Raw genomic sequence first — 13209 nt, 5'->3', positions numbered from 1 at the left:
GTCGGCGGATAAGATCAGAATCCGGTGCGGAAATCCCGTGGTGCCGGAGAAATCACCTGTGTGCCCTGCCCGGTGATCTGGTAGACGGCAAGGCCCCGCTGGTTGAGGCCATTGGATTGGAAGCGGAACAATCCGTCAATGCCGATGAAGCCATCGCGGTTTGTGATGATGTTCTGCTGGAAGCGCTGCTGTCCGGCGGAGCGGATCAGGCCTGCGGCCAGCGTGACACCGTCATAGACCAGGCTGGCATTGCGCGGCGGCGCGGAGCCGTAGATGCTCTGGTAGCGTTGGGCAAAGGCCAGGAAACCCTTGTCCTCCGGCCCGGCGAACCAGGCACCGGCAAGCACCGGGTTGTTCTTGACCTGGGGAGAGTCCCACTGTCCGGTCCCGAGCAATTTCACATTGCCCAGATTGGCGCCCTGGCTGACCAGGGTCTGCACGACAACCGCCGGCACACCGCCCCCGGCCGGTACGAACAGGGCGTCTGCATTGTTCAGAACCGATTTCAGCGCCGTGGTCTTGGCAACAAGATCGGATGTGTCCGATCCGTTCATGGAATAGCGCTGGATCGATGCGATCCTGCCTGCTCCGCGGCCGACTTCCTGGCGGAACGCCGCCTCGACGATGGCACCATAGGAGCCTTCGGGGATCAGGGCGGTATAGGAATGTCTCTTCTGGCTGTTGGCATAGCCGACAACCCGTTTCACGTCGCTTTCCGGCAGGAAGCTGAGCAGATAGACGCCCCGGGATGCGACGGAGGTGTCGGTAGAGAAGGCAATGACCGGAACGCCGGTTGCCCGCGCAGCCTGCGCAGCGCCGGATACCGCCGGTGAGAACACCGGGCCAAGGATCAGTTCCGCGCCTTCCGAAATGGCAGCCTGCGCTGCCGCGCGTCCGCCTTCGGACGTGCCGCCGGTATCTTTCACCAGCAACTGCACATCCGCGCTCGGGAAGTTCTGCAGCGCCAGAGAGGCGGCGTTCTTGAATACCGTACCGATGGAGGCATTGCCGTCGGAGCTTGCCAATGGCAACAGCAATCCGATGCGCACCCCGCCCGTTCCGATGATTTCACCAGTCGGTTGCGGCTGGGCACTTGGCTGGATCTGGTCACCCGGCAGAGAGCCGAGCGTGGACCCCATGCAGCCACCTAGCAACATCGTGCTGGCTCCAGCCAGCGCCGTTTTCAAGAAAACACGTCTGTGCTGTTGCACGATGTCGCCCCGTCTTGCACTTGCCATATTTGTTGGTTCACCCTTTGGGAAAGACTTACGTATTCGCTACAGGCCTGTAAAGATTTAGTGGCCTTTCAATGGCATATCGGCCCGATCAACGGTGGATTTGCCTTGCATCGGTTGTATTGAAAGGCTAGCGCAAGGGCGCAAACGGGGCCGATGCTGCAATTCGCGGCGGACAAGAGGAAAGGCGACATGGTCAAGGAAACAGCCGGGCCGGCTGCGGACAAGAACCGCTACAGCCTCTCCGAACATGTCTTCACTGCACCCAATCTGGAACCCGCGCTCTACATCGTCTCCACACCGATCGGCAACCTCGGTGATATCACCGTCAGGGCCCTGGAAACGCTTGCTGCAGCAAGCGTAATCGCTTGCGAGGATACGCGGGTCACGGCAACGCTCACCCAGCGGTTTTCGCTGAAGACGCCGCTTCTCCCCTATCACGAACACAATGCCGACAAGCAGCGGCCGAAGATCCTGGAAGCTCTGGCGGAAGGCCGCGCCGTGGCGCTGGTGTCCGATGCTGGCACGCCTCTGGTTTCCGACCCGGGCTACCGGCTGGTGCGTGATGTGGTCGCAGAAGGGCATAAAGTCATCCCGATCCCCGGTGCGTCGGCGCCGCTGGCTGGCCTTGTCGCCGCGGGTCTGCCGAGCGACACGGTGCTTTTCGCCGGCTTCCTGCCTCAAAAAGGAGGCCCGAAGTCCCGGCGGCTGGAAGAGCTGGCCAAAGTGCCTTCGACGCTGATTTTCTTTGAATCTCCCCATCGCACCGCCGCGACCCTGGCGCTGATGGCGGAACTGCTCGGCCCCGGCCGCGAAGCCGTCGTCGCGCGCGAGCTGACCAAGCGGTTCGAAACCTTCGAGCGTGGCACTCTGGAAGACCTGAGCACCCGGTTCGAGGGCCGGCAGGTCAAGGGTGAAATCGTCATTCTTGTCGGGCCGCCGGAAGACAAGCCGGAAGCCGAGGTGGACGATCTGGATGCCTTGCTGAGTGAGGCGCTCACCGAAATGCCGGTCAGTGCCGCAGCCAAGAAAATCTCGAAAGCGACGGGGCTTGACCGCAACGAGGTCTATAAACGCGCGCTGGAACTGAAGGCGGACGACGCCTGATGGCACGTCGTCCCGGCGGAGCGGAAAGGCAACCGGCAGAAACCGATCGCCGCCGCCAGGCACATGCCCTGGGCCTTTCTGCCGAAACCCTTGCCGCCTGGTACCTGCGCCTCACCGGCTGGCGCATTCTCAAGCGCCGCTACAAGACAAAGGCTGGCGAGATCGATCTCATCGCCAAGCGGCGCAAGACAGTCGCCTTCATCGAGGTCAAGGCCCGCAAATCGCGGCAGGCGGCGCTGGAAGCCGTCACGCCCGCCAGCCAGAAGCGCATCTCGCGTGCCGCGAAGATCTTCGTCACGGAACACCCCAAGGCCGGGTTCTTCACCCTGCGCTTCGATATTATCGTCGTCCGACCCCGCGCGTTGCCCGAGCGGATCGTGAATGCGTTTCAGGCCTGGGAGTAGTTCGGGGCGCAATTTTTCGGCTGCCGAGATATTCACCTTCGGCGTCACGCCGGACAAGCGCAGCGCGGATCCGGGGCTTGCTCGCTGCCCTGCTTGCTCACAGTGGTCTCAATGTCCCGGATATTTGCGTCACCTTGGGCGCGCTCTTGAAACGAACAGGCCCCGGGTCTCCTGTCGGTCACCGGGTTGATGCTGACTATGGCCGAGAGACTTCACCTCATTTGCCGGTGCCCGGAGCCACAGGAACCGAACTCGGATCCTTCTGACCTCCCCCTCTGGACAAAGCCGACTGCGCACCGCATATCTGGACCAATCGTTCTGAAAATCCCAAAGGCGCTCAAGCGGCGCCGCCCGCCGGGAGTTGCCTCATGGCTTTGAAAGTTGCGGTCCAGATGGACCATGTTTCGTCCATCAACATTGCCGGCGACAGCGCCTTCGCAATGATGCTGGAAGCACAGTCTCGCGGACATGAACTTTATCACTACACGCCGGACCGTCTGGCGATGCGCGGTGACGAAGTGTTCTGCGCACTGGAGCCGATCGAAGTGCGCGATGTGAAGGGTGATCACTTCACGTTGGGTGAAAAGAGCCGGTTCAACATGCGCGAGATGGACGTGGTGCTGATGCGCCAGGATCCGCCGTTTGACCTCTCCTACATCGCCGCGACCCACATTCTGGAAAAGATCCATCCGGACACTCTGGTGGTCAACGATCCTGCAGCCGTTCGCAACGCGCCGGAAAAGCTGTTCGTGACCGAATTCGCCGACCTGATGCCGCCGACCCTGATCACCAAGGACAAGTCGGAAATCGATCTGTTCCGGAAGGAATACGGCGACATCGTCATGAAGCCGCTGTTCGGCCATGGTGGCGCGGCTGTCTTCCGCATCACCCAGGATGACCTCAACTACGGTTCGCTCTACGACTTCTTTGCCGCGACCTTCCGCGAGCCCTGGGTCATTCAGCAGTTCCTGCCCAATGTGAAGCACGGCGACAAGCGCATCCTGCTGGTTGATGGCCAGTTCGCCGGTGCGGTCAACCGCGTTCCGGCCGCGGGCGACCTGCGCTCCAACATGGTGCGGGGCGGTGCGCCGACCGACAGTGAGCTGACCGAGCGCGAACGCGAGATCTGTGCGCGCCTCGGGCCTTCGCTGAAGGAGAAGGGCCTGATCCTGGTCGGGATCGATGTCATCGACGGCAACCTGACAGAAATCAACGTCACCGCCCCCACAGGCATCCGCGCCATCCGCAATCTCGGCGGACCGGATGTGGCTGGGATGGTCTGGGACGTGCTGGAAGCGAAAGTGAAGGGCTGAGCAGCCCTTCCCGCCAGCCAGTTCGAATATCCGCTTGACCTCAATTTAAGTTGAGGTTGTAGAGCTTTTCTCCTTTCAGATCCCAAGGAGAAAAGCATGAAATCGGACACGGAATCCCGGCCTATCTACCGCGTTGACCGCTTTGAAGTGCCGCTTGAGGCGCGCGACGTTCTGCTGGAACGGCTCAATGTCATTCGCGGCCTGCTTCAGAACATTGAAGGGTGCCGCCAGAACCTTGTGCTTGAGCAGCCTTCCGGCGAGGGGATGGCAAAATTCGTCACCTTTGTCGAATGGCAGAACGAAGAGGTCTTTCTGGAGGCAAAAGCCCGGATTGCAGACGAATACCGCAAGGTCGCGTTCGACCCGCAGGCCTTCCTGAAGCAAATCGGTGCAAAGGCGGTCATGGCGAACATGAGCGCTGTCTGATGTCTGACGGTACGAACGGGAATACCCGCATGCGGAGGTCGCGCGCACAGCCCGCGTCAAAGCAAAAAAAACCTCCGCATGGGGGTGCGGAGGTATAAAGAGTTTGTGCTTAGACAATGCAACAGAGGGCCTACTCGGCAGCCTCTGTATGTAAAACCCGTTCCACATGGAATCGTTCCTTGGAAAAACGTGATTCACGTGAAATTTTTCAAATTTCTACTTCAGGCTGTCGTTATCGTATTGAAAATACGGGATTAATCCGGCCAAGGACGCTCAAGATTTTTTTCCATTGATACCCGCTGAAACCCCGGATCGCGCTGTCAGCGAGGCGCAACACCCGGAAATGGTGTGACTTTTCGTGTTCCCCTGGGGCATGTCGCTTGGCAGGGCGGCCACTCCTTCGGGCCGTGCAAACAAGATCAAGTCCTGAGCCGGGTCCGGGCTTTGCTGCATCGGAAAAAGAATAATCTGGCCCGCAAGGCAAAACAACGGCCGCTTTCCCGAAGGACAGCGGCCTTTCAGAAGCAACCTGCAAGTGGGATTATTCGGCTGCTTCAGTCTTGATGACGCCGCGGCGGATCTGGTCTTCCTCGATCGATTCGAACAGGGCGCGGAAATTGCCTTCGCCAAATCCTTCGTCACCCTTGCGCTGGATGAACTCGAAGAAGATCGGGCCGATCACGGTCTTGGAGAAGATCTGCAGCAAGATCTTGGTCATGCCGCCGTCGATCACACCCTCACCATCGATCAGGATGCCGTGGCGCTTCATCCGCTCGATCGGCTCGTCATGGCCGTTCACCCGGGCATGGGACATCTCATAATAGGTTTCCGGCGGGCCGGGCATGAATTTCAGGCCGTTGTCCGCCAGAAGGTCCGTGCTCTGGTAGATGTTGTCCGTGCCGACAGCAATGTGCTGGATGCCTTCGCCGTTGTACTTCTTCAGGTATTCCTCGATCTGGCTGGTATCGTCCTTGGATTCGTTCAGCGGAATACGGATCTTGCCGCAAGGGCTGGTGATCGCGCGGCTGACGAGACCGGTGATCCGCCCGTCGATGTCGAAGAAATGGATCTGTTTGAAGTTGAACAGGTCGCGATAGAAGTCCCACCACTTGTCCATGTTGCCGCGATAGACGTTGTGGGTGAGGTGGTCGAGATAATAGAAACCGACGCCCTGCGGCTTCGGGTCGAACTCGCCCAGCCAGTTGAATTCCCTGGAATAGGCCGAGCCTTTGGCGCCGTAGGTATCGACGAAATAAAGCAGCGAGCCGCCGATGCCGACAATTGCCGGAACGTCCAGGGTCTTGTCGTCGCCTTCATAAGGCGTCGCACCTTTGGCAACCGCATGCTCGAACGCCTTTTGCGCATCGACGACGCGCCAGGCCATGGCAGGCGCGCACGGGCCGTGCGTGTCCACGAACTTCATGCCGAAGCTGCCCGGTTCGGCATTCAGCACGTATGTGACGTCACCCTGGCGATAGAGCGTGATGTTCTTGCTCTTGTGCTTTGCAACGGGGAGGTAGCCCATCTTGCGGAACAGTTCGTCCAGCTTTTCCGGTTCCGGATGGGCGAATTCGACAAATTCGAAGCCATCGGTCCCTGCCGGATTTTCAGACGTGATCTGTGCCGGCGGCGCGTCGTGCGGGAACGGTCCCATGAAAGTCCTCCTCGGTAAAACGGGTCATTGAAACCAGAATGCCGCGAAGGACGCGCAGTGTGTGTGCAATCCACGTGTTTTCGCGTAAGATGATGCACGAAACATGCAGGAAATTTCGGAGTGACGCATGACAATTGCGCTGGATGGCTTTGATGTGAAGCTGCTCGCCGCCTTGCAGAACAATGCCGCCCTCACCAATGCCGAACTGGGCGACGTGATCGGCCTGTCCGCAAGCCAGGTTTCCAGGCGGCGGCAGAAACTGGAAGAAGCGGGTATTATCCGCCGGTACCGGGCGGCACTGGATCCGGAAGCCCTGGGTCTGATGGTGACGGCCTATGTCGGCGTGACGCTTGGCGCGCATTCCAGGGAAAACGCCCGCAAGTTCCGCAACATGGTGACCGCGATGCCGGAAGTGCAGGAGGCCCACACGCTGACCGGCGATGTCGATTACATGCTGAAGATCGTGGTGCCGGACCTGAAGGCGCTCAGCCACATCATCAACGACGAGCTACTGCCTCAGGAGGCGGTCCATCATGTGCGCTCGTCCATTGCCATGGAAACACTGAAGGACGACAATCTGCTGCCGCTGAAATGACCGCTCAAAGCCCCAGCCAGCCCATGAGATCGGTCCAGAAATCCTTGCGCAGGCCTTTGAGATCCGGTGCCGGGTTGCCGTATGGGTCCGCCAGGCAGACATCTGAAAACCCGGTCTTGCCGGAGAGAAGACATCGCTCCGGTTCACAGGTGATCGTGTCGGAGAGATAGATCCGTTTTCCCGCAAAGGTCTTGAATGCGAGTTCCGGTTTGTCCTGCCTTGTTCCCGAGGTGAAGACATAGGTCGGAAACTCGCTGCCGCGCGGCTGGCCACGGTCCTGGATCGCATGGATGTACAGCAGGCTTCCGGGCGCGTCTTCACGCGAGCAGCCCTTGATGTTGAAGGCATAAAGATTGCCGGTCGTGCTTTCGCCTGCATCGGCAAGCGTGCGCGAATAGGCGCTCAGCAGATCCTCCTGCCAGATCTTGCGGTAGGTATCGGCCTCGTCGTTCAGCGACAGGGCATGCGCACTCCCGCTCCCCAAAGTCCCGGCGATGAGGCAGCATCGTAGGGAAAGACTGCGGACTGAGGCGAGGAAGTTCAAGATTGTTCTCGTTGTTGCCTGGAAGACAAGCATTGTGGATTGGAGAAGTGTGACCGAGTGTAACGCAAACTTGCGTCCCTTGCAGAAAATCCCATTTGATAGTGCAACCGTGATTTAAGCCGCTTCACGCGGCAATTTTAAGGAGCCGAATATGTTCGACGCAAAATCCTTGCTGGATCAGTTTCTGGGGACCCAGGGCGGTGGTCAATCCGGCCAGCGCGGGACTGCCCGCAAGGGTGGATCCGGAGATCTCCTGTCCCAGGGCAAGGATTTTCTGTCGTCCCAGGGTGGCGGTCTGGCACTCGGCAGCCTGGCCGGTCTCATGCTTGGCAGCAAGAGCGGACGCAAGCTCGGCAAGAAGGCAGTCACCTACGGCGGCCTCGCACTGGTTGCCGGCCTTGCCTACAAGGCCTACCAGGGCCACAAGGCCAATCAGCAGAACGCGCCGCGCCCACAGTATCCGGCCGATGATCCGATCCCGCTGGAAGCACCGCGCGGCACCGCCTTCGATCCGTGCGAGCATCCGGGCGGCGAACATCAGGCCGCAATCGCTTTGCTGACGGCAATGATCTCCGCCGCAAAGGCTGACGGTCATATTGATCGCGACGAACAGGACCGGATTTTCGACAAGATCGACGAGGCCGGACTGGACAGCGAGGCGAAGGCGTTCCTGATGGACGAATTACGCTCGCCGCTTGATCTGGACAAGGTCGTGGCCAGTGCAACTTGTGAGGAGACTGCGGCCGAAATCTACGCCGCGTCGCGTCTTGCCATCGATCCGGATCATCCGGCGGAAAAGGCTTACCTGCAGATGCTCGCTGCCCGGCTTGGTCTGGAGGATGGCCTCGTTCAGGAGATCGAATACGCCGTTCGCGAAGCGCAGATGGCGGGATGACCATCAGTAAAGCGTAAATAAAATCGGGCGTCCCGTGACCACAGATCACAGGACGCCCTGAATAACCGGCACATGCCGCGCGGCCGTCGAAAAGGCAAGCCGCGAAGCGAGCCTAAAGGCACGCAGCCCTGTGGGGGAGCCGCACACCACCCCTGGCCGGCTATTTCCCGGTGTTCTCCTCGATCAGCTCGATGGCGCGGTTGTAAAGCCCTGTGCCGTCCATGCCTTTTTCGTCCATTTCGGCCACCCATTTTTCGATCGTCGGTGCCGAGGCTTCCTTCCAGCGGGCAACCTCTTCCGGTGGAAGGACAATCATCGTCGCCCCCTTCTCGATCGCTTCGTCGCGAGGCTTGGCATCGTCCCGCTGCATCTGACCACCTGCGAATCCGGACAGTTCAAGACCGGAATTCTTGTCGATGATCGCCTTCAGGTCGTCGGGCAGTCCGTCATAGGCCGCCCGGTTCATGCCCAGCACGAAGGTTGCCGTGTAAAGAGCATCGTCACCGAAATCCGTGTGGTTGCTGACGAGTTCGTTGATCTTGAGCGCGCCGGTCACCTCCCACGGCACAACGGTGGCATCGATAACGCCCTTGGACAGGGCTTCCGGAACCGCCGGTACAGGCATGCCGACAGGTGTTGCCCCGAGTGAACTGAACATGTCGTTGGTCACCCGCGTCGGGGCCCGCAGCTTCACGCCGTTCAGGTCGTCGAGCGAGTCGATCGGGTCCTTGGAGTGGATCAGCCCGGGTCCATGCACCCAGAGCCCCAGAACCTTCATGTCCTTGAAGTCCTGGTCCAGCATGGTTTCTTCCGCCAGTTGCCAGAAGGCACGCGACACGGCCTCGGCATTGGTCATGACGAAGGGCAGTTCGAAGACTTCCGTCCTTGGAAAGCGGCCGGGCGTATAGCCAGGCAAGGTCCAGACGATGTCCGCGATGCCGTCGATGGCCTGGTCGACCAGTTCCGGCGGCTTACCGCCAAGCTGCATGGCGGGGAAATGCTGGAACTCGATCCGCCCGCCCGATTCTTCCTCGATCCTGGCCATCCACGGTTCAAGGATGTTCTTCGGCACACTGGCTTGCGCCGGCAGCATCTGGTGCAGCCGCAGCGTGACCTCCGCTGCCACGGCCTGGCCCGCCGTAAGGCTCAGTGAAAGCGCGGCCACGGCAACCGCTCCCACGGTGAGCGCACCTGCGGCCACCGATCTCATCATCCGGTACTTCGACATGGTTTCCTCCCTTGTTCGAAATCGTTTCCTCACGCCTGCTCGTCCGGCAGATGCACCACCAGTCCGTCGAGCGCACCGGTCAGCCTGATCTGGCAGGACAGGCGGGATGTTTCGCGCAAGTCGGCAGCCGCGCATTCCAGCATGATTTCCTCGTCGTCCGTGCGCGCGCCGGTCTTGTCGCTCCACGCCTCGTCCACGTAGCAATGGCAGGTGGCGCACATCATGGCCCCGCCGCATTCGGCAAAGATGCCATCGACCCCGTGGCTGACAGCCGTTTCCATGACGCTCGCCCCTTCGCTCGCTTCTATGGTCTTCCGGCTGCCGTTCGGTTGGACGAAGGTGATCTGCACCATGCGGTTTTCCTTTCAGCCGGCTCTAACCCGACCAGGTTGGTTTCTTTTTGTCAGCTCAGTTTGACGGGCAGGTTCAGGGGGCCACGGAAACCGAAACCGCTCCAGACAACGTCTTCGGGCTTGTCCAGCGTCATGCCGGGGAACCGTTCGAACAGCATCGGCAGCATGATTTCCCCGACAGTCCGCCGCGAGATATGGGCACCGGCACAATGGTGCGGGCCGCTGCCGAAGGCCTGATGCGGCGCTTTTTTTCGAAAGACGTTGAAGGTTTCGCCGTCCTCGTAGAGATCCTCGTCGCGATTGGCCGAGGCCTGGATGGTCATCAGTGTCACGCCTTCGGGAATGTCGATGCCGTCGATTTCCAGATCCCGCGTCACCCGGCGAGACGACGCCTGGATCGGCGCGACCCAGCGGACACCTTCCTCGAATGCATCCGCCCAGGCGTCCTGCCGCTTCACTTCCTCAAGCTGGTCCGGATTGGTCAGCAGGCCATAGATGATGGTTGCCAGCGCATCGCGCGGCTCGTTGATGCCGCCACCGATGGCAATCTTGATGTTGGCGTAGATCTGGCTTCTGGGGATCGGGTCGCGGGCATTCAGCATGACGGAGAACGCGGAGTTGTTGGGCTCTGCCAGATGCCGGGCAATCAGGCTGTCGAACTCGGCATCCATTTCGGCATTGGCCGCATCGGACCGGGCAAACGGTTCATCCGCGAAGCCGAAATTGCCGGCGCCGTCGATCAGCACCTGCGACCAGCGCTGCATGTCGGCGTCGCCGACTTCGTCGAGACCCAGGATGTGGGCGAGGATCCGTGCCGCCACCGGTCCGCACAGGTCGGTGAAGAGGTCGACAGTTTCGCCTCGTGGCAGCCGGTCGAGATACTCCGCGGCAATCTTGCGGTAGAGATCGGCCCAGTCTGTCTTGATGACCTTGGGCGAGAAAGCCGGCTGCATGGCCATGCGCTCCCGCCGGTGTTCCTCGCCGTCCTTGCGCATCAGCGTGTGGGCCAGAAAGGCGCGCCGCATCGGTGTGACAGGATCGTCCGAACTGTAAAGCTCGGGATCGTCCTTCACCATCTTGGTGTGTTTCGCCTTGGTCAGAAAAATACGGTTTGCCGCCGGAACCTGAACGATCGGCGTTTCGGCCCGCATCCGCTTGTAGATCGGATAGGGGTCGCGCGTCAGGTCCGCAAGCGTCAGCGTTTCGTCGACAGGTGCGACCGCCATCTGCCTTCTCCTCCCAAATCCGGCACTGACGGCAGGTTAAGCGGGCAGAATAAAATCAGGCAATACGATTGACTTTATAGTTGTCATCGAATTTTTTGATTTTACAAATTGTGGTGAGTGTTCTTGCCGGATCCGGGAGGAAATTGCCGATGCCGGGCGATCCGTTGGAAGTCGATTTTCGGGCGCTGCAGGTTCTGGTCTGGGTGCACCAGCTCCGTTCGTTCACGCGTGCGGCGGAAGAACTCGGCGTCAATCAGTCAGCGGTCAGCTACACGATCAACAAGCTGCGGGACGTGTTTCAGGATCCGCTGTTCGTCCGCCAGGCCCGTCGGCTCCACCCGACACAACGCTGCGAAGATATCGTCCATCAGGCCAAACGGTTGACGGCCGAGTTCCGGCAACTGGTCGCTCCGCCGGATTTCGATCCGAAGACGGCGGCTCAGACCTTCACCATCGCCTGCAACTTCTATGAACGCGTCCTGATCATTCCGGAAATCGTTCATTTTCTGAAGCGCGAAGCGCCCAACCTGGACCTGGAGATCATCGATGCGTCGGGGATCGGTCACGAGCGCCTGCTGCGCAATGAGGCGGATCTACTGCTTGGTCCGTTCGAACGGTCGGACCCGCATTTCTACAGGCGCGACCTCTATCAGGATCGCTACGTCTGCCTGCTCGATCCGGATCACCCGAAAGCCGGAGCGGCACTGAGCCTGGACGATTATCTGGATCTCGACCACGTGCTTGTGACCTACGGTGGTCAATGGCGGTCGCGCTACATCATCGAGCTTGAGCGCATGAACAAGGACTTGAAAGTCGCCCTGCGCGTGCCGAGCCCGGCCGGGCTGGAGCGTCTGGTCGCCGGATCGAACCTCGTCGCCACGGTGCCGGAACGGCTGTCCAGATCAGTTGCGGATGGACTTCATGTGGTTCCCTGCCCGGTGGAAACGTCGGTGACGATCAGCCTCGTGTGGACCACGCTCAACCACCGCGCACCGCTGCATATGTGGGTGCGCGACATGGTCTACCGGTTGAACACACGAACCCGGAAGGCGGATGATCCGTCTTCCGGCCTGGGTATCTCGCGGTAACAGGCTTTCAGCCGGTCTCCGTCACGCGGGGCTCGGCCCGACATAATGCGACGATGGCCGGATCAACTTGCCGGTTTCCTGTTGTTCCAGGACATGGGCGCACCAGCCCGGTGTCCGGCCGACGGCAAACAGCGGCGTGAACAGGGTCCGGTCGATGCCGATCGCGTCCAGCAGGACGGCGGTATAGAACTCCACGTTGGTTTCCAGCGGCCGGTCGGGCTTGGCAGTTTTCAGTGCGGCAAGCGCTGCCTGTTCGATCTCCTCCGCCAGACGCACTTTCGGATTCTCAGGCCCAAGCAGGCGCAGCCCTGCCTTCAGGACGTCCGCGCGCGGATCCCTTGTCCTGTAGATCCGGTGACCGAATCCCATCAACCTCTCCTTGCGTGCCAAGGCTTCGCCGATCCAGGCAGCTGCGTTTTCCGGACTGCCGATAGCATCGATCATGTCCAGCACAGGGCCCGGCGCGCCGCCATGCAGCGGTCCGCTGAGGGCGCCCATTGCACCAAGAACGGCCTGTTTCAGGTTCGCCTGGGTCGAGCCAATCACGCGCGCCGTGAAGGTGGAAGCGTTCAGCCCGTGATCCAGGATTGTCACCAGATAGCGATTGAGCGCGGCGGCATGGTCGGCAGGTGGCAGCTCACCCGTCAGCATGCGCAGAAGATCGGTTGCGGTTTCCAGGGTGCTGTCCGGTGCGATCGGCGTCTGTCCCCTGGCAACCCGGTGAGACGCAGCCAGAAAGACGGGCAATGCGCCGCTGATCGCAATCGCGTCGGGCAGGCCGGTGGACATCGGCAAGGCAGCCAGGCCCAGCTGCATGCGCTCATAAACGCCGAGGCTGGAAGGGGCAGCTTCAAGAACCGGCATGACGGCAAAGGCGGCCCTCCGGGCTTCACCGAAAGCCTCACGCAGGGACGAGGCCTCAGGCATCTGGAAATCCTGCCACAGATGCCGGACGGCCTCCTCGAAGCTCAGCTTGCCGGCCAGATCTTCGATATGGCGGCCATAGAGGATGAGGACACCCTTTTGGCCGTCGACATGGCTGAGCATGGTGGTGGCGGCAACAACGCCCTCCAAACCGGCAATCGGGTCCGGCGTCATCCGGGCGGGGTTCGGCGCTTCGGTCATGGCTATCTCCTTTTCT

14 protein-coding genes are annotated in these 13209 nt (G+C 60.6%); 7 read left to right on the top strand and 7 right to left on the bottom strand.

Going from position 1 to position 13209, the window contains the following annotated elements:
- Positions 1-14 precede the first annotated feature (14 nt).
- On the bottom strand, positions 15-1238 hold the full coding sequence (locus ACYQ6M_RS22990) for a penicillin-binding protein activator (RefSeq protein ID WP_023014453.1): 1224 nt from the start codon (positions 1236-1238) through the stop codon (positions 15-17).
- 189 nt (positions 1239-1427) lie between these two features.
- On the opposite strand from ACYQ6M_RS22990, the gene rsmI reads away from it, so the two are divergent.
- From rsmI to ACYQ6M_RS22970, 4 genes are all read left to right on the top strand, one after another.
- Positions 1428-2342 (top strand): 16S rRNA (cytidine(1402)-2'-O)-methyltransferase, encoded by a 915-nt coding sequence (rsmI, locus tag ACYQ6M_RS22985; RefSeq protein ID WP_370199697.1) that lies wholly within the window; start codon positions 1428-1430, stop codon positions 2340-2342.
- The gene (locus ACYQ6M_RS22980) at positions 2342-2746 is read left to right on the top strand and encodes a YraN family protein (protein ID WP_460075826.1); all 405 of its coding nucleotides are present in this window, start codon (positions 2342-2344) and stop codon (positions 2744-2746) included. Before rsmI ends, ACYQ6M_RS22980 begins: the two co-directional genes overlap by 1 nt.
- A gap of 368 nt (positions 2747-3114) precedes the next feature.
- Positions 3115-4059, top strand: a complete 945-nt coding sequence (gene gshB / locus ACYQ6M_RS22975; RefSeq protein ID WP_023002334.1) for a glutathione synthase — start codon at positions 3115-3117, stop codon at positions 4057-4059.
- A gap of 96 nt (positions 4060-4155) precedes the next feature.
- Positions 4156-4485: an antibiotic biosynthesis monooxygenase family protein gene (locus tag ACYQ6M_RS22970; protein ID WP_460075824.1), complete on the top strand. Its 330-nt coding sequence runs from the start codon at positions 4156-4158 to the stop codon at positions 4483-4485.
- Between the two features lie 541 nt (positions 4486-5026).
- Here ACYQ6M_RS22970 and hppD read toward each other — a convergent pair.
- A complete protein-coding gene (gene hppD / locus ACYQ6M_RS22965) occupies positions 5027-6139 on the bottom strand; it encodes a 4-hydroxyphenylpyruvate dioxygenase (RefSeq protein WP_023002332.1) in 1113 nt (370 codons plus the stop codon).
- Between the two features lie 127 nt (positions 6140-6266).
- On the opposite strand from hppD, the gene ACYQ6M_RS22960 reads away from it, so the two are divergent.
- The gene (locus tag ACYQ6M_RS22960) at positions 6267-6734 is read left to right on the top strand and encodes an Lrp/AsnC family transcriptional regulator (RefSeq protein WP_023002331.1); all 468 of its coding nucleotides are present in this window, start codon (positions 6267-6269) and stop codon (positions 6732-6734) included.
- A gap of 4 nt (positions 6735-6738) precedes the next feature.
- Here ACYQ6M_RS22960 and ACYQ6M_RS22955 read toward each other — a convergent pair whose 3' ends face one another.
- A complete protein-coding gene (locus tag ACYQ6M_RS22955; protein ID WP_145903837.1) occupies positions 6739-7278 on the bottom strand; it encodes a hypothetical protein in 540 nt (179 codons plus the stop codon).
- A 151-nt stretch (positions 7279-7429) separates the two neighbouring features.
- On the opposite strand from ACYQ6M_RS22955, the gene ACYQ6M_RS22950 reads away from it, so the two are divergent.
- Positions 7430-8173: a tellurite resistance TerB family protein gene (locus ACYQ6M_RS22950; protein ID WP_023002329.1), complete on the top strand. Its 744-nt coding sequence runs from the start codon at positions 7430-7432 to the stop codon at positions 8171-8173.
- A 160-nt stretch (positions 8174-8333) separates the two neighbouring features.
- On the opposite strand, the gene ACYQ6M_RS22945 is transcribed toward ACYQ6M_RS22950, so the two are convergent.
- From ACYQ6M_RS22945 to ACYQ6M_RS22935, 3 genes are read right to left on the bottom strand one after another with little or no spacing between them, the layout of a single operon-like run.
- Positions 8334-9401 (bottom strand): TRAP transporter substrate-binding protein, encoded by a 1068-nt coding sequence (locus ACYQ6M_RS22945; protein ID WP_235814946.1) that lies wholly within the window; start codon positions 9399-9401, stop codon positions 8334-8336.
- A 29-nt stretch (positions 9402-9430) separates the two neighbouring features.
- Positions 9431-9754 (bottom strand): 2Fe-2S iron-sulfur cluster-binding protein, encoded by a 324-nt coding sequence (locus ACYQ6M_RS22940; RefSeq protein ID WP_370199691.1) that lies wholly within the window; start codon positions 9752-9754, stop codon positions 9431-9433.
- 50 nt (positions 9755-9804) lie between these two features.
- Entirely contained in the window at positions 9805-10980 is a 1176-nt protein-coding gene (locus ACYQ6M_RS22935) for a cytochrome P450 (protein ID WP_460075820.1), read from the bottom strand.
- Between the two features lie 149 nt (positions 10981-11129).
- Between ACYQ6M_RS22935 and ACYQ6M_RS22930 the strand changes: the two genes are divergently transcribed.
- Positions 11130-12068 (top strand): LysR family transcriptional regulator, encoded by a 939-nt coding sequence (locus ACYQ6M_RS22930; protein ID WP_460075818.1) that lies wholly within the window; start codon positions 11130-11132, stop codon positions 12066-12068.
- 21 nt (positions 12069-12089) lie between these two features.
- Here the strand turns inward: ACYQ6M_RS22930 and ACYQ6M_RS22925 are convergent, their stop codons facing one another.
- Positions 12090-13193 (bottom strand): citrate synthase/methylcitrate synthase, encoded by a 1104-nt coding sequence (locus ACYQ6M_RS22925; protein WP_460075816.1) that lies wholly within the window; start codon positions 13191-13193, stop codon positions 12090-12092.
- Positions 13194-13209 lie beyond the last annotated feature (16 nt).

Source organism: Roseibium sp. ROS1 (genome assembly GCF_054658215.1).
Note: the sequence above shows the minus strand (reverse complement) of the source record. Positions and strands in the feature narration are given on the sequence as shown.